Genomic DNA, 22,111 nt, shown 5'->3' with positions numbered 1-22,111 from the left:
TTAAGCTTAATTCCGGACTTCGTCGTATTCCGGATTAACGGCCTTGTCCCCCCACCGGTCAATGACCGCCCGGAGGGCGTTTTCCGATTCAGGGAAGCGACCCTTGTCATCAGTTTCAAGAATCCAGCGATTGAGAATGTCCCTGTGCTCAGCAAGGGCGACAGCATGCTCCCGTTTAACCGAATGCACGAGATTAATGGTCTCATGGGGATCTTCCTGCAGGTCGTAGAACTCCTCAGCAGGCCTTTCAGGCCCGGCAAAATGCGCCTGGATCTCGTTGAGTTCGCCCTGCTGATACAATTCCTCAAGAATCTGCATTTCCGGCCAATCGCTCCGGTAGTTCGGCTGCAGATAAGGGCGATCCGTCATGAAGTTGCGGATATACTTGTAGCGCTTGGAGGTAACCGCACGAATGCGATCAATGGTGAAATCGCAGCGGTCGCGGGCGGCAATCACGTAATCCCGATGAAAGCCATCCGCCAGCATGTCCATGCCGTGCATGTTGTCTGGCACGGGAATATTCGCCAGCTCAAGGGAGGTGGCGCTGATGTCAAGGGAGCTGACGAGATCGTCGCGGACCTTTCCGGCGGGTACCTTCGGACCAGCGAGAATAAACGGGACGCGAATGCTTTCATCATAAAGAAACTGTTTGTGTCGTGGCAGATTGCATCCGTGGTCCGAGAAGAAAAAGATGACCGTGTTTTCATACAGGCCGTCCCGCTTAAGGGCTGCCACGATTGTCTCCAACTCCTTGTCCAGCTCGAGGATTGTGTTGTAGTGATTTGCCGTTACTTCCCGGATGATCGGATGGTCCGGATAGTAGGGATGCACCTGGACATCCTCGGGTTTCACAACCGGTTCCGGATTCTTAAACTTCCCTCCTATTAACTGGATCTGCCCGAAGAAAGGTTGGCCCGGCTTGCGGCCGGTCCATTCGGTCCCGTTTTCGGCCCCCTTGAACCCCATTTTCTCGGCGTGCCGATGATAGAGTGTGTCCGGGTCGAAAACAAAATTGTAGTGAAATTTTCCCTCATTGAATGTGTAGTAACCCGCGGCACGGAATATCTCCGGCAGGGTCTTAACACCGAGATGGTTGGGGTCCCACACTTCCATCTTGTTCCCGCGGAACATGGAGAAGGAACTGTAGTGTTCGTGCGCCCCAATGGAAGTCTGGTACATTCCCGTGATAATGGCCGAGCGCGTCGGCGAACAGACTCCCGATGTCATGTAGGCCCGGTTGAAGCGGATTCCCTCACCGGCCAGCTGGTCAATATTCGGGGTCTGGATCACCGTGTCCCCGTAGCAACTCATCCACGCATTCGTGTCCTCGATGTATATCCAAAGGATGTTGGGTTGCCCGGGACTTTCAACGGGCTCCAGCAAATGGGAGTTGTATGCTGCTACAGCATTGATCGAAAGGAACACTGCGCTCCAGACGAATACCAGGAGCGTTCCCTTAGTTGATTTCATGATTTGTCTCAAAATTCTCACAAAACTTCACCTCGATGGCGTCGGTTTGGAGCGTGCCGTCCATTGAGCGGATCTCATTGGAAGAAACTTTCCCGTTTCGTACCGACTGGATGTTGACCGCGGGAAATACGCCGGTCTGGATCGAATTGTTGATCACATCAATATTCTCGTGTCCGGGATGCGGGCCAACGCCCTTAATCGAAATGGCTTCCCTGCCGGGATTGATGATCCGGTTCCCCTTAACGACCAGATTCCGGCTGAATCCCGATTCAAGCCAGTGGTACTCCGGTGAGATCTTGATGGATTGCATGTGGGTGTTGACAATGAGATTTTTACTGATTTCTCCTTCGCTTGCCTTGATCAAGATTCCCCGGGATCGCACATTGCCGAAGGTACAATTCATCACCGCAAATCCGTTTCCCTTCCGTTTAGTCGAAGCCATTACGCTGCCGGGCGGCAGGTCCACATCGTGGTCCAATTCAACCGAATAAACAGCTCTCATGCTGTTCTTAACCTTTTGGTTTAAATTGAGAGCGTTGAAAAAGGCCCGGTCCTTTGCGCTGACCTCTCCCTCCTTCTCCACGGAAATTACCACCGCATCCGGCAGGCGCTTGCCCTCAGGGGTGACAAGTTCCAACGGGTCACCCGGTTTCAGATGAAATTCCCTGTTCCCGAGAAGCCGCCACTTGCGGCCCTTTCCGCTCGCAACCAAATAGTAGTCCCCGCAAATGTTCACGCAGTCGTCAGACTGCCACATGGCTTTGCAGTTTACTATCTTTGGTCCGACTTCCGCATGCTTGCTGTGAAAGGCATCCGCATTCAGTGACCGCATGCGCCCTTCCCTGCGGTCAATGACACAGTTCATGTAGACTGATTCGGAAGAGGCGACTTCGAAGAACCCGAAACAAGGGGAACTATAAAGCGTCACCTCATAAAAGACCGTCCCCACTGAGTTTTTCGTGATGATCGCATGGGGAATGTAGGGCCCATTCAAGTGCTGCGCTCCAACAACAACGGTGTCGCCGATTTGCTCACCTCCATCCACGTGGGAAGGCAGACCAAAGATCCTGAGGCGCTTCGGGGAAAGGACTTCCAGTTGAAAGCGGTAATAGTTCCCGAAGCGAAGCTCACCCTCCGGTGTATAGACGGCATGCTTGAAGACATAGGCCTTGTCCGCAGGAGGAAAGCCATCCGTGATCTCAATAACGTGGGACTTCCGGTCCTCCGCAATCTCCACGATGCGGCCCTGTGTGAAAGGGAGTGGGTCGTAATCAACTGTCAACCCGACGATACGCAGGTTTTTGCAGTTTAAAATATTCACTGCCACCGTGGTCTCGGTGCAGACAATCTCCACATCGCGTGCGTCGATAGTCACATCCTTCAAACCAGCAAACCTAAGGTGTGATCCATTGACCGGTGCCAACTCATAGCGCCCAGCCGGGAGCTTGATCATCGTCTGTCCACTCTTCACCGCCTGGTCGATAGCCCATTGCAATTTATTCGCTGAGACCGGAGACGCCAACAGGAAGCAAAGAAGGCAGAGAACCAGAGTAACTGGACCCTTCTTGGCAGGATTAAAGAAAGGGAAGGAAAACTTGGGGTGTTGCACGTTTGGGCTTATTTAAAACAGAAATAACCAGGAAGCTGTCTCCCCCGAAATATCAAAAGGCAGGTAAACCCAATTTTCCAAGGTGGAACTGTATCCATAATCCGTGCCATCGACGACGGATATGTCCAGGGCCTCCAGATCATAGAAGTAAATCCAACCTCTTCCCCGGACACCAACTGCTTCGTCCATGTAGGTCCAACCGATATTCTCAATCCCGATGAAGGGCGCCGTGTTGACGTAAGCATTCTCGTCAATCCATGGACTCAGGGAAACCCATCCCTCTGCATCGACTTCAAATCGGGCCCAATATTCAAAAGCTGCCTCAGTAAGATAGCCATCGGGAGAAAGGCTGTAAATACCGCCATTAATGGCCGACAATTGCTCACTGGTGAGCCCGGCGCCATTTACTCCGAAGCGGATGGTATTTTCCTTGAAGCCCGTGATGGTCACGGTCCCCGTACCCCATTCACGGAAAAATGAGCTGGCAAAGTTGACTTTGGTCACAGCCGGGTCGACATCAAAACTGAGCGAACCAGTTGTCATAACGAATCCACCCAGATCCTCTTGGTCGGAATTAATGTCAACCAGCAGGTCATTTGATCCGGCAATTGAAAAGAAGGCCCCGTTCACCGAGTTTGCACCGTTGAGTTCGAGTTTGGTGTTGGTCCCGTTTACCTGGAACTTTCCCGCAGGCGCGAGGACTGTGCCACCGTTGATTTTCAGAACTCCGCCATTGAAGAAGACCACCGAGTTCAACTCGGTGCTGTCATGTCCCTCATTGAAAGTCGGGTTGTTTGATCCGATAAAGAGCGGACCTCCGCTCACCTTGCCATTGAATTCAATAAAACCGATGTTTCCTCGTGTTGTCAGACCCGTCGTGAGGATCAGATTACTGCCGGGATTGAAGCGGAAGACATTCGAGGCACTGTTCGAGTTGCGGATGATGGTCCGTCCCGCACCCGAGTTGTTGACTTCAATATTGCCGTTTACCTGAAGAAAATTTCCAGCATTGCCGGTCGCATTATCAAGCCCCTTCGTCTCGGCTGCGGAGGCAACGTCCACCGTCAGTGTGCCGGTTCCGCCAAGGGTTAAGCCGCCATCGGCAAATCCGTCCAGCAACGACCTGATGGTATAGTCCCCGTCAATGTCGATGCTGCGGTTTTCAGCTATGGAATGACGGGCTTCCTCGGATGCCGCCGGGACAGATCCCGTGTCCCAGTTCGCCCCGTCACTCCAGAGACCACCATCCGGGCCTATGAAATTCGCGGCATTTGCGCTCAGGGCAGCCATCAATGGCAGTGTGTATACAAGGATTTGTTTTGGGAGATATTTCATGAGTCAACTAGAGGTTCTTTATTGAGGTTGGGGAACAGGGTTCCATTAGGGAATTATAGAGTTATTCAAAAGGCTACGTATTTGCCATTGCAATCTTGATTCCGCTTTGGGAATGTTACGTATCACCCCAGGAGAAAGTCCCCATGAAAGTCCATTTAAGCGACATTGCGAAGAAAGTCGGCGTATCGAAGATGACGGTATCGCGTGCCCTGCGTGAGGAGCCGTCGGTAGCGGAGACGACGCGCAAGAAGATACAGAAGGCGGCGGAGGAATTGGGCTATGTGCCGAACCCGAAGCTTGCGCGGTTGATGTACGAGATGGCGCAATCGCGTGGGAGCCCGAACGTGCTCGGTGAGCTGGCGTACATCACGACGGACGAGACGGAGGATTCGTGGCGGAAGTATTACCACGAGAGCGGTTGCTACGAGGGAGCGAAGGCGGAAGCACAAGCTTACGGCTATAAATTGCTTCCGGTGTGGGCAAGAAGCCGGCGCTTTGGCAAAGGGAAGCTGACAAGTTTTCTATGGTCACGCGGGGTGGACGGCATCATTATTGCCCCGCTGGGGAAGGAAATGATCGGAAAGCAGCTGGATATCGACTGGGATAAGTTTTGCTGTGTACAGATTGGCGCGACCCTCTCCTATCCGAAACTCGATCTGGTCCGTCACAATCACTACATGGGGATGGCGCAGTCCCTGGCCGGGCTTGAAGACCTTGGATACAAGAGGATCGGCCTCTGTATTTCCTCGGTGACAGATATGCGTTCCTACCACCGGTGGACTTCCGCCTACCTTCATTGGAGAACCGTACGCCAATTCACGAAGCGGACCTTGCCGAGCCATTACTATCATTCGGGTAATGTGGACAGGCGGGCCTTCAAGGAATGGCTTAGCCGACACAAGATCGAGGCGATCATCTCAATGGATTCAGAATTGATGGAGACCTGCTCCAAGCTGGGCATTAAAATTCCCGAAGACCTTGGATTCAGCGTGCTGGACAAACCGGGGGATGAAAGTGAGATCGCCGGCATTGACCAGATCGCCAGGCAGATCGGCAGAAAAGCGGTTGATGACTTGATCGTCTCCGTCCGCAAGGGAGCCTCGGGCATTCCGGAGCATCCGATTCAAACAATTGTTGAGGGAGAGTGGCAGGAAGGGAATACCGTGCGAAGAGTTGGCCTGCCGGTCGATCGGCAACCGACAACGGAACTCGAAAATATCGAGGGGAGTTTCTAGCGGGTATTGAGCAGCAGGACTTAATTCCGGACCGCGCCCCCCAATTCCTCGCGATCCGATTGGCGTGCTGTGTTATCTCCTACTTCCGCGTCAAGCAGGGCCCGCAATTCCTGCACCTTGGCAGGATAAATGCGGGCGACATCATTTGCTTCCCCGGGGTCTTCGGGAAGATAAAACAAGGCTCCTGGTGGAGTAATTGTATTGGTATAGAATTTTCCGATACTCCCGCGGTTTGTCACGTCTCCTTCAGGAATGTACTTCCATGGGCCTTTCCGGATCGCCTCCATCTTGACACCCTGCTGGATCAGGTAATCCCTGCCATCCTCGGACTTGCCAAACAGGGCGTCCGAAAGGTTTTGGCTGTCCAATGCTTCCTCCTGGGGAAGTTCCGCTCCGGTCAAGGCTGCAAGGCTTGCCAGCAAATCGACCTGGCTGATCAGGGCATCCGAAAGTCCGGGCTCTACCGTTCCCGGCCAGCTCAGGATGAAGGGCATGCGCGTCCCGCCTTCCCATACACTGTATTTGCCTCCCCGCCATGGCCCGGCAGGCTTGTGATCCCCATTTAATTCCCTCGCGCCGTCATAATAGCCGTCGTAGAGGACAGGACCGTTGTCGCTGGAAAAGATGACGATAGTATTCTCCGAGAGACCATTCTCCTTCAGTGTCTCCATCAATCGACCGATGCTCCAGTCCATCTGCACGACGGCATCTCCACGCACCCCGAGGCTGCTTGAGCCACGGAAGCGCGGGTGAGGAATGCGGGGAACATGGTTTTCATGCATCGCATAAAAGAGAAAGAAGGGCTCCTCCTTGTTTTCCTCCACAAATTCGATGGCCTTGTTGAGAAAGACATCCGGCATTTCCTCGTCGGTCCAGCGGGCATCCTCACCACCACTCATCCAGCCGATGCGGCTGGTTCCGTCGACGATGGTCTTGGCATGCTGCTCGTCGGCCTGCGTTTTCAACATTTCCGGATGGGATATTCCGGTTGGGTCATCTCCCACGGCTTCCAGATAATTCACAGTAACCGGATCCGATGAGTCGAGGCCGACAATCCTTCCGTTTTCGATGAAGACGGAAGGCACCCGGTCACCTGTCGCTGCCATGTGGTATGAATAATCAAATCCGACCTCCTTCGGTCCCGGTGCAATCAGCTCATTCCAGTCAAGCGGCTCGGTGGGGTTTCCGAGTCCGATGTGCCACTTCCCGACCAGACCTGTTGAATAACCCTGTTCCCTCAGGACAGAGGGAAGGGTCGATTGGGTGATGTCGATGATAAGGGGAGCGTTGCCCGGAAGGATCACCGCATTCTTATTCCGGAAGGCATACCTTCCGGTCAGCAGTGAATACCTGGACGGCGTACAGGTTGAGGCGGTCGCGTAGGCCGAGGTGAAACGAATTCCGTTTACCGCGAGCTGGTCGATGGCTGGCGTGTCCACAGCGGTGGCACCATAACAGCCAATGTCGCCATATCCCACGTCGTCCGCGTAGATTATCACAATGTTCGGTAGCCTTTCCGCCAGGGAAGATACTCCCGCGAGGCAAAACAGGCAGGTAAGGGTCCAGATTTGTTTATTCATGGTCAGGTAAGGGTTTCTCCCCTTTGGGATAATTGGGTACGTAATTCAGAATGAAGGTCGTTTATCAGCGCATCGGTGTGCGCAGCGTCTCCGCGTTGAATCGGGCGGAGCTGGTGGGGATCCTCCTGCAGATCAAACAGCAAATGGTCACTCACACGGCCCAACGTATCCCGGCAATAGACAACTTCGCGCCCGCCCAGGTGTTGGCCGTTGAGATTCGTCACATAGGTGTATCGTTTGGTACGGAATCCGCGGAAATTCGCATAGCCGATGTAGGCCAGTTCAGGCTCTGCGATGGAGCAGTTGCCTTTCAAATAATCGGAATGGTCCAATCCGTCCACGCCGGTATGCTTGCAGCTCACGCCGGTCAAGCCCATCAAAGTTGGCAGTACATCCGGGCTGTTGAACAAGCGATCCTCATTGCCTCCGTCCAGACCTGGAACATAAACCGACAGCGGAACTCGGATCGACTCCTCAAAGCAAACGCCCTTCGTCATGAGTCCGTGCGAGCCGAGCATTTCGCCATGATCGGAGGTGAAGACGACAATCGTATCATCCTCCAGCCCTGATGTTTTCAAGTAGGCGAGCAAACGCCCGAAATCGGCATCAATCGCGCTGCAGGCACCGAGGTAGCCGGGGACGGCACCAAGCGCGGATTCCGTCTCTCCCGGCACATCCCCGCCTGAGACACGAACAGGCTGGATGTTTTGCCGGATGTCCTGCTCTGACAAATCCTTGTAGGGTTCTTCAAATTCAGTCGGTGCGTAATAGCCGTATCCGCCCTTCCGGTGACTGTAGGCGCCCGGCGTATGCCGCTTCTCCCCGAACCCGGGATAGCTCCCGTTGTGGGGCGGGCCAAATGAAAGCACCATGAAGAATGGAGTCTCCCGCGGCTCCTTCATGTACTCGATGGCCTTGTCCACTTCATGGTCCGGTTGCCATGCCTTGCCGTTGTCCACCATTTTCCCGTTGTCGTCGTATTTCAGACGAAAATGCGTGTGATTCTCAGTACGATACCAGTAATCAAAATCCTGCTTTAGAAAGTCCGGTGTTGGCTCTCTACGCGGGTAAGCTTTGCCGCTGAGGTGCCACTTGCCGATATACGCCGTTGAATACCCGGCATCCTTGAAGTTCCTCACAAGGATCTGGTCCGCTTGAACATGAGCCGCTTCGTTCTTCATGACCCCGTGGTTCTGGTGAAAGCGCCCGGTCATCCAGCAAGCCCGGTTGGGACCGCAGACAGGTGTGCTGGCAATGGCATTGTGAAAATTGAAACTCCGGGAAGCGAACGCATCCAGGCAGGGCGTCTGAACCGGATCCTGTTTCACAAATCCCTGTGCGTGATAGCGCCACTGGTCCGTCATGACAAATATGACATTCTTCTTGCTGCCGGCGAATGAGGAGTCTGTCGCCATGGGATGCCCGACCAGTTTCCCTCCCAGCATACCGCCCAATACGGTCGCTCCTGTCTTCTGAATAAAGTCTCTTCTGTTCATCATTTGTTGAATCCTGAGTACTGCATTACACCCATTTCTCTTTCCCAATCAACCAGCATCGCTTTCATCTCTTCCGTGCGCCCGGGAAACTCGCTTGATACATCGCTGCTCTCCCCAATGTCCGTATCGATCTTGTACAGCTCAAGCTTCCCACTGCGATACCCAAGCAGTTTCCAGTCACCATTGCGAACCGATGCATAGAGGTCCTCGTAGGCGCGGTAACCAAAAATGGGCCTTCCACGCTCCAGTTGCGTATTGTTACGAAGCACGTTTAACAACGAGACACCATCAACATCTGGATACTCCCCGGGATCGCCCCCGGCAATTTCCACCAAGGTGGGAAAGAGGTCTGTCGACTGGACAATACTGGTGTTTTTCACCGGCTCAGTCACCCCCGGCCAGTAAAACAGGAACGGCACCCTCGCCCCGCCCTCGAACAGGGTGTCATGCATCTTTCCCCCGCGAAGGGGTTTGTTCTCAAAGTAGCTCCCTTGGTCGGACAGGAAGATCAGGATGGTTTCATCGGCAATGCCCTTGCTCTCCAAAGCCCCCCGAATGCGCCCCACCGAGTCGTCCACGGATTTAATCATGGCAAGGTATTCAGCGTATTTCCCCTCGAATCCCTTCTTCTTGAAGTGCTCCACATAATCCTTCCGTCCAATGTGCGGGGAATGGACGGAATAATACCAGAAGCTCAGCATGAAGGGCTGCGGCTTGTCATAGCTTTCAATGAAACCCACCGCCGCATCGGTCAGCTTGTCGGTCAGATAAGCACTCTCTTCTTCCTCGAAAACTTCCGAATCAGGAAAATAATCCGGATAATAGGAGCCGGGATGGCCGCGATTGGTTGTCCCGATCTGGCTATCGAAACCCTGCTCAACCGGATGGTATGGCTCGTGCCCGAGATGCCATTTGCCGATAAACTGGTTGTAGTAGCCAAACTCCTTCAGGGCCTCCGCATAGGTGATGTGCTCAAGCTCCATCCAGTTGCGTGAAGGAACCTGGGCAGGATCAGTTTTCCAGTAGCTGAATTCCTCCTCCGGTCCCCCTGAGATGTGGCGGACCAGTCCCAGCCGGACCGGATGCTTGCCGGTCAACAAGGTGCCCCGGCTCGGGCTGCAGGTGGGCGTCGCAATCGTGCACTGCTCAAAGTCCATCGCCTCACGGGCCAGCTGATCGATGTGGGGTGTCTCCACCACCCCGGGATTGCGATAGCCAAGATCCGACCAGCCCAGATCGTCCACAAACAACAGGACAATGTTTGGGCGACTTCCTGCAAAAGCTATCTGACAGCAGCCAAGGATCAGCGGAACCAGCAGCTTACAGGAGTATGTGGGGATCATTCTCACCAATAAAATCAGTATCGATTGAGGCACAAGCGCTTGTCCATGCAGATGACGGGACCTTGTTGTTACGTATCACCATCCGCCCAGTGCAAAGACAGACAGGAGAATGGATTGGGTCAGGATTTTCATAATCGTTAGGTGTTTCCTCCATCGAGGCCGGGACAGCCACTTCCCGGATTGACGGAGGGGCGCGTGCTTGTTAGGCTTTGGGGTACCATGAAGCTTAATCCACTTATTTTGCTGGTTGTCGCCTGCGTGCTGATGGGTGGCTGTACCACGACTGTTCCGACACGTTCGGGACACACCTCTTCCGGTGTCGACTTCGGGACGCCGGTTTCCCAGATGGAAGCCGAGCAACTTGCCGGGGAATGGCTGAGCGAAAACCTGAATATGGAGTCTCCCAAGTACACATGGGGCGACCTCCGTCTGGCCTCCGAGGGAATCCCCTATCCGAGTCGTCCAGAGCGCGCTTACGGTTACGAGCTGCGGGGACGGGCCGAGGTGATCCACGGATACTGGACCTTTGTTGGCGGACAGCCCTACTCCTTCCTGATCAATTCGGGCAAGCTCGTTCTTGTAAGGCAGCTGCAGCCGGACGGCCAGTGGGTGCAGCTGAATTAGCAAAGGCCAGAATAAGAAGATTTTGTAGCGATGTTGTCATGCGCCTGAGTTAGCTGGAATAGGCCGATTTCGCCGAACAGGGTTACAAATCCGGGTTACAAAAAAAGCCCTGAACCATCGATGATGGCCCAAGGCTGAAAGTGTCACGACAGGGGTGGCTTTAGCGGGGCGTCCCCTGCCCTTCCGTCCCTCAATCCCCGAAGCGGAAGAACTTCTTCCCGGGACTGGGGGCTGGCAAGGTCACGCTTGAGGTTTCACCCGTATCAAACCAATTGATCAGGTCGTCACTTTCCTCGACCCTCATGTTGATGATCGCATCACCGCCGATGATTTCAATCATCGCGCTGCCCGGGCGCAGGTCGGCGATTTCGGATAAATAGTACAGGGAATAGGAAGCCGGAGCCGCGAGGACCTGGTCGACGCCTTGGGTGATGCCCTGAGTAATGCCTTCTGCCTCTCCCACCGAGAGAATCGCGGAGACATCGGTTAACGGATTCCCTGTCAAATTAAAGCCTATGGTGTCGGAAACACCGTCACCATTTGAATCGGAATCCAATCGGTTGGAACCAAAGCAAAAGACTTCATCAAGATCAGTGATGCCGTCCCCGTCGCTGTCGATCGGATTAAACAAGACGGTGCCAAGCGCCTGCACCTGCACCGGGGTGGACTTGTTAGCCGTCGTCCCGTCGCCCAATTCGCCAAAGGCGTTGTATCCAGTGGCCCAGACCGTCCCGTCGCTTTTCAGGAACAGGCTGGTGCCAGCCGAGGCGTCGATGGAAATGACATCGCTGAGCACATGCACCGGGGTCGATTTGTCGACGGTCGTCCCGTCGCCCAGCTGGCCCTCGAAATTTCTTCCTGCGGCCCAGACGGTCCCGTCGTTTTTCAGGAATCGGCTTCCATCGCCCCCGGCGGCAATGGAAACGACATCGCTTAGCACCTGCACCGGGATCGATTTGTTGGCAGTTGTCCCGTCGCCCAGTTGACCGCGAGTGTTTCTACCAGTCGCCCAGACCGTCCCGTCGCTTTTCAGGAACAGGCTATGGCTTCCCCCGGAGGTGATCCCTTTCACATCGCTTAGACCCGGCACCTGCACAGGAGTCGATTTGTCTAATAGAGTCCCATCTCCCAACTGTCCCCAGAAATTTGATCCCGTGGCCCAGACCGTCCCGTCGCTTTTCAGGAAGAGGCTGTGAGCTTCGCCCGCGGCGATGGAAATGACATCGCTGAGCACATGCACCGGGGTCGATGTGTCGGCTAAAGTCCCGTCGCCCAACTGGCCATTGCCATTCCATCCGGTGGCCCAGACCGTCCCGTCGCTTTTCAGAAAAAGGCTGTGCCAATACACTGCTGAAATGGCAACGACATTTGTCATTCCACTCACTTGGACCGGAGTGGTCCTTTTAGTAGTGGTGCCGTCGCCCAGCTGGCCGTAATCATTCCTTCCCGTGGCCCAGACCGTCCCGTCGCTTTTCAGGAAGAGGCTATGGTCACTCCCGGAGGTGATCCCTTTCACATCGTCAAGACCCGGCACCTGCACAGGCGTCGATTTGTTGGCAGTCGTCCCGTCGCCCAGCTGGCCGAAGAAATTTGATCCTGTGGCCCAGGCCGTCCCGTCGCTTTTCAGGAAAAGGCTGTGGATACCCCCGGCGGCGATGTAAATGACCTCGCTGATCACCTGCACCGGGGTCGATGTGTCGACTAAAGTCCCGTCGCCCAGCTGGCCGTTGACATTCAATCCCGTGGCGCAGGCCGTCCCGTCGCTTTTCAGGAACAGGCTGTGGGAGTTACCTGCAGCGATCGCTACAATATCGCCCAGCACCTGCACCGGGGTGGGTATGTTGACGGTCGTCCCGTCGCCCAGCTGGCCTGAACCATTGTATCCGGTGGCCCAGACCGTTCCATCGCTTTGTAGAAAGAGGCTATGGTCGTTTCCTCCAGAGATGCTAACAACTTCGGCCACTTCGCTAACCTGAACAGGGATGCTTTTGTTGTTGTTGGTACCGTCGCCGAGTTGGCCATAGAAATTATTTCCTGTCGCCCAGACTGAGCCATCACTTTTCAGAAAGAGGCTGTGAGCACTGCCGCCACTGATTTCCACGACATCTGTCATTCCACTCACCTGGACCGGAGTGGTCCTGTCAGTCGTGGTGCTGTCGCCAAGTTGGCCAAATACGTTCCATCCTGCACCCCAGACGCTTCCATCGCTCTTCAGGAAAAGGCTGTGGCCGTTAAATCCAGCGATAGCCTTAACATCAGTCATTATCTGGACAGGTGTGGACCTGTTGGTCGTGGTGCCGTCACCGAGCCCCCCAAAGAAATTGTAGCCGGTAGTCCAGACGGAACCGTCAATTTTTAAAAACAGGCTGTGAAAGAAGCCTGCTGCTATTGACTTCACACCCGTCATTACCTGAACAGGGGTCGACTGACCGGTCATCGTGCCGTCGCCGAATTGACCGAACCCATTGTCGCCTGCGGCCCAGACGGTGCCATCACTCTTCAGAAACAGACTGTGGTAGAAGCCTGCAGCAATTTCCGTAACATTGGTAAGTCCGCTCAGCACCACCGGGATAGACTTGTCAGTGTAGGTGCCATCGCCGAGTTGGTCATATAGATTGCTCCCAGTGGCCAAGACTGTCCCATCGCTTTTCAGGAGCAGGCTGTGGGAGCCACCTGCTGCCGTGTCGACCACCGGATTGGGAACCGTCAAGGTCTCTGCGGTCAGCAAGCCGGTGGGCAGCAGGCAACACGTCAAAAGCACGAGAGAAGTGAGGAAGCGGAGGGTCGGAACTTTTGGTAAGTACATGGAATTCCTTTCAGAATAATAACTAAAGGAATCGGCATGAATTACCTAATCTAATGACTTTAATTAAAAATATTTACGTAAAAGACCCCCACCACGAAGTCAAATCGATTTCCCCCACCTTTATATCGCGGCTCCGTTTTCGGATTGCCATGGCCCGCGCCAGCTCAATTCTCTTCACTTTTGCAGCAGGGATTTACCCTGCTGGCTGCCTGTCCCCATAGTTCAATGGATAGTACCGAGGCCCTTGGCCGCCATCCTTCCAATGGTTTCCTAACACGAAAGGGGTGTTTTTGCTGGGATTGGCGGGCGTGAGCTGGAATGGTCTCATTTCGGAGCGCCGGGTTACAAAAGAGAGTATTTTTTCCCTGTTTCCAGATGTCTCACGGTACCCGCTTGAGTAGTTCCCAACCGCGGCCAGAAATCCAATGCTTCTCACTGATTGATGCCTCGGTGATGACCGGCATGAGAAAATCCGAAATCCGCGTAACAATTTCTGGAAGCTGGGTGGATTGATCTAATCGATTCTTTCTGAGAAATGCGTTCCATTGAGTCTGACTTTGAGGATTTTCTGAAAAGCCTTCTGACAACCCCACCGGAATGCCAACGGGCAATTCTGTTTTGCGCCTTCTAAATGTCTGGTGAATCGCCTCCCGAAGCTCCTTTCCTGAGTAATGAAATTTCCGCGACAAGTAGTGTATGTCGTAGTAATCCTTCATTCGCGTGTTGCGGAACTCAAGTTCAACCATTGCCTGAAATTTTTCGGCTATCACCGTCTCAGTGGGATATGCCCTGATTCGGGGAGCAGAAAACTCAAGCACCGGAGGGAATTCGGTCCACCCCGGTTCAGGGTATACCGAATCCCCCAGGCCGACATCAATCTGTAGCGGTACTCGTCCATTTCCCAAGTAGCATATCAGCTTGACCCGCAAACCTCCATAGGCGTTCGCTTCGCGGATTTCCTCAACGGTAACGGATTCCGGATCAAAAAACAATCCGTCACCGGAAACAGCCGTTGAGCAGACCTCCTTGAATATCCGCTCCAGCTCGCTCCGGTCATGCCGGGGAATGAATAACAGATCCAGATCCTTGGTTGGCCGATGCGGATGCTGCTCCCAGAGCACAAAGAGCATGGCGCCTTTGAGATAGAAATCTCGGCCGTAGGACGATTTTGAGAGCCGGTACAACACCCGTTCCATGACAAACCGGGTTAGCAGCGCATTGAAATCAAGCCGGTTATTCCGGGCATAGTTGTTCAGCCGCTGCATTACCGATGCAGCCAAGTTCTTGACCGGGCCTTTGCTCACAATATCGCCTCCAGGTAGGGAGTTATAATCTTCTCCACACGGCAAATCCGCGCATACCGATCCAGCTCTTTAACGGTAATCCGCTTCATGCGCCAACCTTCCCGGAGTGCCTCGACCGCTACATCCAGACCAAACTTATTCCGGTACTTGAAGCAATCAGCAACCGTCTTTGCCTCATTATATACCCGAATGGGAAATGGCCCTTCAATCTTTTCAATGCCTTCTTCCAGCGCACTGCCGGAAAAGCGAACGATGCGAATTGGCGGATAATCGACCTTGGGCATCCTGGCTTTGCGGTCGATCGCCATCCACACCTCATGGGGGTTCTGGGTTCCGATTTCATGGTAGGCCAGCGCTGAGAGCAGGCATACCACCCCGCCGGGAACTTTCTGGCAGGCCAGCGCCAGACTGTAATGTGGTGGGATGTCTGCTTCAGAATGCATGTACACGCCACGGGTCTGTTTGATCGCTTTCCCACGCTTCTCAAGCTCGCTGAGATACGATTTCGGAAATCCCATCGGGACAAGATCGGCGACCCGCAGAATGCCACGCTCCTTCAGTTCTTGTTCCAGTTCTTCAAGACGACTCTTCATTTAACTATAGTAGACACTTATGGTAAATATGCCGACTTTAGTTAAAATACCGAAGGATGCAAGCCTATCTATAAAGTGACAATACACGGAAATAATCCCATGCTGAGTTTGTATACCACACTAAGCTGCCATTCGAGATTTTCTCCCTTGCCTGTCCCTCCTCGCCTCGCATAAATGGCCCATCTGTTCAATCCACTGGAACCCTTCCTTGAGCCACCAGGTTACAATAACGGGTTACAACAAGAATTGGATGAATTCCACAAGTAATTGATAAACAACAACGTCCCCATAGTTCAATGGATAGAACAATGGTTTCCTAAACCGTAGATCTGGGTTCGATCCCCAGTGGGGGCACCATTAAACCGATTTACTCCATGCCAAAAACGAAAGTCCTGATCCTTTGTACAGGAAACTCCTGCCGAAGTCATATGGCAGAGGGCATCCTGCGGCATGCCGCCGGGGATATCGTGGAAGTCTTCAGCGCCGGATCCAAGCCGGCGGGATATGTCCACCCGATGGCCATTGAGGCGCTGAAGGAAATCGGGATTGATATTTCCGGGCACAGCTCGAAGCACCTGGACCAGTATTTGGACGCGGGTATCGACACGGTCATTACGGTCTGTGACCATGCCAATGAGTCCTGCCCGGTTTTTCCGGGGAAGATCAACCGCTATCATTGGGGATTTGAGGATCCGCCAAAGGCGGCCCGGCCGGGCGAGAGCGAGATGAATGCCTTCCGGCGAATCCGGGACGAAATCCACAAGGTCTTTGAGGCGTATGCCGCAGGGCTGCGCAGCAGCATTGTCCACGGCTGAGCCATCCGGGGACAACAAGACCCGGCTTTCCTGAATCGTGATTTGACTGAGCACGGAATTTGCATCCATTAATGCGTGTATGGCGGCAAGGAGTGGAACATGGGAACGCGTCCTCAGGGACGGAATTGCAAAAATCGATCAGGATTACAAATTCCTCATCGACTGTCTACGGGAGGTGCTGGAAAGCCTTGGTCACAAGGATTTGGTTCCCCTGTTGCCGGGTTATCTGAAAGCCGGCGAGGCGGGCCCCCTTCCCGAGCGCGGCGCTCAGGCCATCTCGATTGCCTTCCAGTTGCTCAACCTCGTGGAGGAGAATGCCGCCCAACAAGCTATCCGTGCCCGCGAAATGGCGCTGGGTGAGAAGCACCAGTCGGGCTTGTGGCCGCATTACCTGAAGCAATTGAAGGCCTCAAAGGTCGGGGCAAAAAAGATTCTCGGGCGTATTGCGCAGCAATCAATTGAGCCAGTCCTCACGGGGCACCCAACCGAAGCCAAGCGCTGGACGGTCCTCGACCAGCACCGGGAGCTCTATGTCCTTCTCGTGCAATTGGAGAACCGGATGTACACCGACAACGAGCGCTTGCGCATCCGGGAAAAGATCAAGGCCGTCCTTGAGCGTCTATGGCGGACCGGCGAAATCCTCATGACTAAACCGGATGTCCGCTCGGAGCGCCTCAACGCACTCTATTATTTTCGTGAACGCTTTCCGATTATCCTTGAGCAACTGGATGACCGTTTCCGCTGCGCGTGGGAACAGAGCGGCTACGCACAGCGGTCGCCATTAAGCGTCTCCGATTACCCACGACTACGATTTGGCTCATGGGTCGGAGGTGACCGTGACGGCCATCCACTGGTTACCGCGGAGGTCACCCGGGAAACCTTGCTGGAGCTCCGTACAAGCGCTCTTGAGGTCCTTGACAGCCGCCTGAAGCGGACCCAGGGCCGTCTCGGGCTATCGAGCTTTGTCCAACAGGTGCCACTGATGCTGGAGGACCGGATCAAATCATTGCGCAAGGCCTGCGGCCCGCTTGCCGCTGAACGGCTTGAGCACCACCAGGAAGAACCCTGGCGCCAGTTGGTGATCCTGATTCGCGCCCGCCTGCCCCTTTCCGGCAATGCGGGCATCGAATCCCAGTACACGATGCCTTCCGAGGTGCAGGAAGATGTGGATATCCTCGATGCCTCCCTGCGCGAAGTGGGGGCCAATTCCCTTCTCCGTGAAGATATCCTTCCCCTGCAGAGGCTGATCCAAGTCTTTGGCTTTCACCTGGCGAGTCTCGATGTGCGCCAGAATAGCGCCTTTCACGACAAGGCCGTGGCCCAGTTAATGGAGGCCGCCGGACTGGACGGCTCCCGTTTCTTAAACGGCACGGAGGCAGAGCGTATCGAGTTTCTCAATACAGAGCTGCAGAGCCTGCGCCCCTTTGTCCGGCCGGAAATGGAACTGGGCCCGGAGGCGCGGAATGCGGTCGATACTTACCAGACGCTGTATGCCCATTACAAGGAATACGGCGATGCGGGGCTCGGCGCCCTGATCGTCAGCATGACCCGCTCGGTCAGCGACTTGCTCGCGGTCTACCTGCTCTGCCGGGAGGCCGGCCTGATGATCAAAACTGAGCAGGGTCCCGCCTGCCTGTTGCCCGTTGTGCCTTTGTTTGAGACGCTGGATGATCTTGAGAACAGCTCCGGCATCATGGACACCTTCCTTGCCCATCCAGTTACCCGGGCCAGCAAATCCAACCGGCAGATGATCATGCTCGGATACAGCGACTCCAACAAGGACAGCGGTATCCTCGCCAGCCAGTGGGCACTCCAGGCCGCACAGGAGGATTTGCTCAAGACCGGTAAACGCCATGGTGTGGAAATCCAGTTTTTCCACGGACGCGGAGGCACGGTCAGCCGCGGAGCTGGTCCAACCCATCGCTTCCTCGAGGCGCTTCCAGAAGGCTCCCTCCTCACGGGTCTGCGCGTCACGGAACAAGGGGAAACCGTGGCCCAGAAGTTCACCAATTTCCGGACAGCCACCTACAACATGGAACTGCTCATGGCCGGCACCACCGGAGTCTCCCTCCTCAATCTCAACCGGAAGCCGTCCGATGACCTCAGCAAGGTCATGAGCTTTCTTGCAAGTTCAAGCCGTCGCACCTACGAAGCCTTTTTACAGGATCCCGACTTCATCACCTTCTACCGGCAGGCAACGGTCATTGATGTCCTCGAAGTCAGCCGCATCGGCTCGCGTCCGGCCCGCCGCACCGGCCAGATGAGTCTGGATGATTTGCGCGCCATTCCCTGGGTCTTCAGTTGGACACAAGCACGGTTTTATTTCCCGGGCTGGTATGGTGTCGGTTCCGCCATCGCGGATTTGAAGAAGCAGGAACCCCGCCTCTACAAGGTATTGTGCGAAGGCTACGCCGACTGGCCTTTCCTCCGCTATGTTTTGTTCAACATCGAAAGCGGCCTTGCCAGTGCCAACCCAAAATGGATGAAAGCCTACGCGGAATTAGTCGATGATGAGACAGTTCGACAAAAACTGATCCGCCGGATCATCCGCGAATACAATCGCACTGAACGGGAAATTGATACGATCCTTGGTGGCGCTTTGAAGGCCCGGAGACCGCGTTTCCACAAGACATTAATTGAACGCGAGGACGACTTGGATATTCTACACGCAGAGCAGATCCGTCTCCTGAAGGATTGGCGCTCCTGCTCAACGGATCGTGAACGGAACGCACGCCTCCCTGCCCTGCTCCTTACCGTGAACGCCATCGCCAGCGGACTGCGGACGACCGGGTAGACTCTGGGACTATTTCGCCCCCCGTCGCTGGATCAGGAAGCCCAGCAGGCCAATTCCCAACGCGGCCCCTGCAACCGTCAGATCCATGTCAAGAATCAGCGTCCAGTCTTCGCCATCCTGTATCGCTTGGTGGATGGTCTGCCCGGTTGTGAAATACAAGACACTGAGCACTAAAAGGGACGCTCCCAACATCGCCGAGGCCAGCTGGATCATCAAATTGGTGACCATGGTCGCGATAAAGGCGGCAAGGATACAAGCCACGCCAAGAATCGACCATTGCATCCAGATATCGAACCCCTGGACCCATGGCATCAGGCTTGTTGCCGCGAAAAGCGCACCCATTGTAGCCACAGCAAGGGAATAGAAAAACAAAGCCAGCACACCGCCAACAATGGCCCCGATGACCAGACCGCCAGCCGACCATAAAACCGGTTGCTCTCCATACTCAAACCCTGCCCAGGCCAGTGTCGCCGCCCCGGCCACGGCAAGGATGGAAATGACAATCAACTTGAACAGTCGATAGCCGAAAAAACAACTGATCAGGCCAAGAATGCCCGCTCCTCCATACACGAGGGGCAAATAGTAATCCGGTATCTGCGGCATGGATGAATAGCCTGCGATCAAAGATTTATTAGACAATCCTAAAGCAGGGCGTCTTGAGGCCGCCTGAAGCGGGAATCCCACCCACGCCCTTAGGCCTCGAATCCCTTGAAGGCGATCGTCGCGTTGTGTCCACCAAACCCAAGGTTGTTGCTGATAGCCACCTTGACGGGGGCTTCAATCGCCTTGTTGGGAACATAACTCAGATCGCATTCCGGATCCGGGTTCTCGTAATTGATGGTCGGGGCAATCTTGCCCGTGCGGATTGATTGGATGCAGGCAATCGCTTCAATCCCTCCGGCAGCACCCAACAGGTGGCCCGTCATGGATTTAGTCGAGCTGATCTTCAAGCTGTGCGAATGCTCGCCAAAGACCGCCTTGATGGCCGCGCTCTCCGTCTTGTCATTGTATGGAGTGGATGTGCCGTGGGCATTGATATAATCCACGTCCGTTTCCGCCAGTCCCGCATCCTTCAAGCAATTGCGCATACAGGCCTGCAGACCGCGTCCAGAGGGATCGGGCGAGGTAATGTGATAGGCGTCGCACGTCGCCGCATGCCCGACCACTTCACAAAGGATATTGGCACCGCGTGACTGGGCGTGTTCAAGCGTCTCGAGGACAAGGACCCCTGCCCCTTCACCCATGATGAATCCGTCACGTTTTGCGTCAAAGGGACGGCTCGAGCGGGTGGGCTCATCATTGAAACTGGTGCCCATGGCCTTCATGTTACAGAAGCCGGCATAGCCAAGCTGTGTAATGCTTGCCTCGCTACCGCCCACGAGCATGACATCAGCTTCTCCGGCACGAAGAATGCGCAGGCAATCCCCGATGGCATGGCTGCCTGTCGCGCAGGCACTGACAACTCCGTAATTGGGCCCCATGGCCCCAAATTCAATTGCCACGACTCCGCTGGCCATATTGCCGATCAGCATGGGAATCATGAACGGCGACACCTTGCGCGGACCCCCATCAAACAACCGGAATGTCTGCTTTTCAATCGTGTCCAGGCCACCGATCCCCGACCCGATAATACAGCCGAAACGGACCGGGTCGGCCAGATTCTTCACATCCAGATTCGCGTCAGCCATCGCCATCCGGCTGGCGGCCATCGCCAGCTGGGTGTAGCGGTCGTTGCGCTTGGCATCCTTGGGATCCATCCAGTCAGCCGGATTGAAGTCAACAACCTCTCCCCCAACCTTGCACTGGAAGGAGGTCGCATCGAAGGCCTCCACCTTGCGGATTCCGCTCCGTCCGGCAACCAGGCCATCCCAGAACTGTTCAACATTATTCCCTAATGGGGTGATCGCCCCCATTCCTGTTACCACAACGCGTGTCTTGTTCATACTCAAATCCGGATATAGAAAGAGGCCTCGAAAGGCCTCTTTTAAATTTAACTGATTGGTTTGATCGCCTTAGCTTTCAGACTTGCCCTTAATAAAGGTAATGACTGCCCCGACAGTCTGTAGCTTCTCAGCTTCAGATTCCGGGATCTCTCCATCAATCTCATCTGAAAATTCCTCTTCAAATGCCATTATGAGCTCAACTAAATCAAGCGAGTCAGCGCCAAGATCTTCCTGAAAGGAAGCCTCCGGAGTAACTTGCTCTTCGTTTACGTTGAGCTGGTTGACAATGATGTCTTTAACGCGATCTTCGATGCTCTTATCTGCCATGGTTGTATTTAGGTAAAAGTTAAGTCTCAAAAGTTCTTCACATCACCATTCCCCCGTCAACTGTAAAAGTCTGACCGGTGATATATCCTGCCTCTTCAGAGGCTAAAAAAGCGACCATATTGGCAATGTCCGAGGCTTCGCCAAGGCGTTTTAGCGGAATTTGCTGTAAAATCGCCGAAGTGACCTCCTCGTTGAGGACTTCCGTCATGTCCGTCTTGATGAAACCCGGAGCGACCACATTGGCGGTGACATTCCGCTTGGCGTACTCACGGGCAAGGCTTTTTGTGAAACCGATCATCCCGGCCTTGGCCGCTGCATAGTTGGCCTGTCCGGCGTTCCCCATCAGGCCGATGACTGAACCGATGTTGATGACACGGCCCCAGCGCTTGCGCGCCATGGCCTGCATGAGGCCTTTGCTCCAGTAAAAACAGCTGTTCAGGTTGGTCCGTAAAACGTCGTCCCACTCTTCATCCTTCATCCGCATGAGCAGCATGTCGCGCGTGATCCCCGCGTTGTTGACGATTATGTCAATGGCCCCGTGCTCCTTCAGGATCGCATCCGAAAGGACTTGCACGGCTTCTCCGTCACCCACATCGACGGCATGCGACTCGGCGGAATGCCCGGCGGCCTTGATTTCTTCAGCAGCAGCCCCACAGGAAGCGGGATTCTGGCTGACACAGACAACATGCACACCTTGCTGGGCCAGCTCCATGGCAATGGCTTTGCCGATGCCACGACCAGCTCCCGTAACGAGGGCTTTGCGGTTTTCAAAGGTCAATTTCATGCCCAAAGAAAACGGGATGAAAGGGCCGGGTGGCAAGCTAAAGTGGTCCAGTC

At 54.7% G+C, this 22,111-nt stretch carries 17 protein-coding genes and 1 tRNA gene; 5 read left to right on the top strand and 13 right to left on the bottom strand.

Going from position 1 to position 22,111, the window contains the following annotated elements; all coding sequences use genetic code 11:
• Positions 1 to 6: 6 nt before the first annotated feature.
• Genes G0Q06_RS03725 through G0Q06_RS03715 form a run of 3 tightly spaced genes read right to left on the bottom strand, consistent with a single transcriptional unit; the run spans position 7 to position 4,414 of the window.
• The gene (locus G0Q06_RS03725) at positions 7 to 1,470 is read right to left on the bottom strand and encodes a sulfatase family protein (RefSeq protein ID WP_163962587.1); all 1,464 of its coding nucleotides are present in this window, start codon (positions 1,468 to 1,470) and stop codon (positions 7 to 9) included.
• A complete protein-coding gene (locus G0Q06_RS03720; protein ID WP_163962585.1) occupies positions 1,457 to 3,079 on the bottom strand; it encodes a hypothetical protein in 1,623 nt (540 codons plus the stop codon). The genes G0Q06_RS03725 and G0Q06_RS03720 overlap by 14 nt, the downstream gene beginning before the upstream one ends.
• A gap of 12 nt (positions 3,080 to 3,091) precedes the next feature.
• The gene (locus G0Q06_RS03715) at positions 3,092 to 4,414 is read right to left on the bottom strand and encodes a hypothetical protein (RefSeq protein WP_163962583.1); all 1,323 of its coding nucleotides are present in this window, start codon (positions 4,412 to 4,414) and stop codon (positions 3,092 to 3,094) included.
• 143 nt (positions 4,415 to 4,557) lie between these two features.
• On the opposite strand from G0Q06_RS03715, the gene G0Q06_RS03710 reads away from it, so the two are divergent.
• On the top strand, positions 4,558 to 5,649 hold the full coding sequence (locus G0Q06_RS03710) for a LacI family DNA-binding transcriptional regulator (protein WP_163962581.1): 1,092 nt from the start codon (positions 4,558 to 4,560) through the stop codon (positions 5,647 to 5,649).
• Positions 5,650 to 5,669: 20 nt separating this feature from the next.
• Here the strand turns inward: G0Q06_RS03710 and G0Q06_RS03705 are convergent, their stop codons facing one another.
• Genes G0Q06_RS03705 through G0Q06_RS03695 form a run of 3 tightly spaced genes read right to left on the bottom strand, consistent with a single transcriptional unit; the run spans position 5,670 to position 10,068 of the window.
• Positions 5,670 to 7,229 (bottom strand): sulfatase family protein, encoded by a 1,560-nt coding sequence (locus G0Q06_RS03705; protein ID WP_163962580.1) that lies wholly within the window; start codon positions 7,227 to 7,229, stop codon positions 5,670 to 5,672.
• Positions 7,230 to 7,231: 2 nt separating this feature from the next.
• Positions 7,232 to 8,728 carry a sulfatase-like hydrolase/transferase gene (locus G0Q06_RS03700; RefSeq protein ID WP_163962579.1) on the bottom strand — a complete coding sequence of 499 codons (1,497 nt, stop codon included), beginning with the start codon at positions 8,726 to 8,728 and terminating at the stop codon, positions 7,232 to 7,234.
• On the bottom strand, positions 8,725 to 10,068 hold the full coding sequence (locus G0Q06_RS03695) for a sulfatase (RefSeq protein WP_163962577.1): 1,344 nt from the start codon (positions 10,066 to 10,068) through the stop codon (positions 8,725 to 8,727). The genes G0Q06_RS03700 and G0Q06_RS03695 overlap by 4 nt, the downstream gene beginning before the upstream one ends.
• Positions 10,069 to 10,287: 219 nt before the next feature.
• Here G0Q06_RS03695 and G0Q06_RS03690 point away from each other — a divergent pair, with 219 nt between their 5' ends.
• Positions 10,288 to 10,692 (top strand): hypothetical protein, encoded by a 405-nt coding sequence (locus G0Q06_RS03690; protein ID WP_163962575.1) that lies wholly within the window; start codon positions 10,288 to 10,290, stop codon positions 10,690 to 10,692.
• A 190-nt stretch (positions 10,693 to 10,882) separates the two neighbouring features.
• Here the strand turns inward: G0Q06_RS03690 and G0Q06_RS03685 are convergent, their stop codons facing one another.
• From G0Q06_RS03685 to G0Q06_RS03675, 3 genes are all read right to left on the bottom strand, one after another.
• Positions 10,883 to 13,498 (bottom strand): RCC1 domain-containing protein, encoded by a 2,616-nt coding sequence (locus tag G0Q06_RS03685; protein WP_163962573.1) that lies wholly within the window; start codon positions 13,496 to 13,498, stop codon positions 10,883 to 10,885.
• A 380-nt stretch (positions 13,499 to 13,878) separates the two neighbouring features.
• A complete protein-coding gene (locus tag G0Q06_RS03680; RefSeq protein ID WP_163962571.1) occupies positions 13,879 to 14,802 on the bottom strand; it encodes a nucleotidyl transferase AbiEii/AbiGii toxin family protein in 924 nt (307 codons plus the stop codon).
• On the bottom strand, positions 14,799 to 15,395 hold the full coding sequence (locus G0Q06_RS03675) for a type IV toxin-antitoxin system AbiEi family antitoxin domain-containing protein (protein ID WP_163962569.1): 597 nt from the start codon (positions 15,393 to 15,395) through the stop codon (positions 14,799 to 14,801). Before G0Q06_RS03675 ends, G0Q06_RS03680 begins: the two co-directional genes overlap by 4 nt.
• 282 nt (positions 15,396 to 15,677) lie before the next feature.
• Here G0Q06_RS03675 and G0Q06_RS03670 point away from each other — a divergent pair.
• The 3 genes from G0Q06_RS03670 to G0Q06_RS03660 all read left to right on the top strand — a co-directional run bounded on the left by G0Q06_RS03670 (position 15,678) and on the right by G0Q06_RS03660 (position 19,004).
• A tRNA-Arg gene (locus G0Q06_RS03670) sits at positions 15,678 to 15,752 on the top strand.
• A gap of 17 nt (positions 15,753 to 15,769) precedes the next feature.
• The gene (locus tag G0Q06_RS03665) at positions 15,770 to 16,210 is read left to right on the top strand and encodes an arsenate reductase ArsC (RefSeq protein WP_163962568.1); all 441 of its coding nucleotides are present in this window, start codon (positions 15,770 to 15,772) and stop codon (positions 16,208 to 16,210) included.
• Positions 16,211 to 16,289: 79 nt separating this feature from the next.
• A complete protein-coding gene (locus G0Q06_RS03660) occupies positions 16,290 to 19,004 on the top strand; it encodes a phosphoenolpyruvate carboxylase (protein WP_163962565.1) in 2,715 nt (904 codons plus the stop codon).
• A gap of 9 nt (positions 19,005 to 19,013) precedes the next feature.
• Here G0Q06_RS03660 and G0Q06_RS03655 read toward each other — a convergent pair whose 3' ends face one another.
• From G0Q06_RS03655 to fabG, 4 genes are all read right to left on the bottom strand, one after another.
• On the bottom strand, positions 19,014 to 19,607 hold the full coding sequence (locus G0Q06_RS03655) for a TM7S3/TM198-like domain-containing protein (protein WP_163962563.1): 594 nt from the start codon (positions 19,605 to 19,607) through the stop codon (positions 19,014 to 19,016).
• A gap of 89 nt (positions 19,608 to 19,696) precedes the next feature.
• Positions 19,697 to 20,947 carry a beta-ketoacyl-ACP synthase II gene (gene fabF, locus G0Q06_RS03650; protein WP_163962562.1) on the bottom strand — a complete coding sequence of 417 codons (1,251 nt, stop codon included), beginning with the start codon at positions 20,945 to 20,947 and terminating at the stop codon, positions 19,697 to 19,699.
• A gap of 69 nt (positions 20,948 to 21,016) precedes the next feature.
• A complete protein-coding gene (gene acpP / locus G0Q06_RS03645; protein WP_163962560.1) occupies positions 21,017 to 21,274 on the bottom strand; it encodes an acyl carrier protein in 258 nt (85 codons plus the stop codon).
• 37 nt (positions 21,275 to 21,311) lie between these two features.
• A complete protein-coding gene (fabG, locus tag G0Q06_RS03640) occupies positions 21,312 to 22,058 on the bottom strand; it encodes a 3-oxoacyl-ACP reductase FabG (RefSeq protein WP_163962558.1) in 747 nt (248 codons plus the stop codon).
• Positions 22,059 to 22,111 lie beyond the last annotated feature (53 nt).

This window comes from Oceanipulchritudo coccoides (assembly GCF_010500615.1).
Classification (GTDB): domain Bacteria; phylum Verrucomicrobiota; class Verrucomicrobiia; order Opitutales; family Oceanipulchritudinaceae; genus Oceanipulchritudo; species Oceanipulchritudo coccoides.
This window is presented reverse-complemented; position numbering and strand designations above follow the sequence as displayed.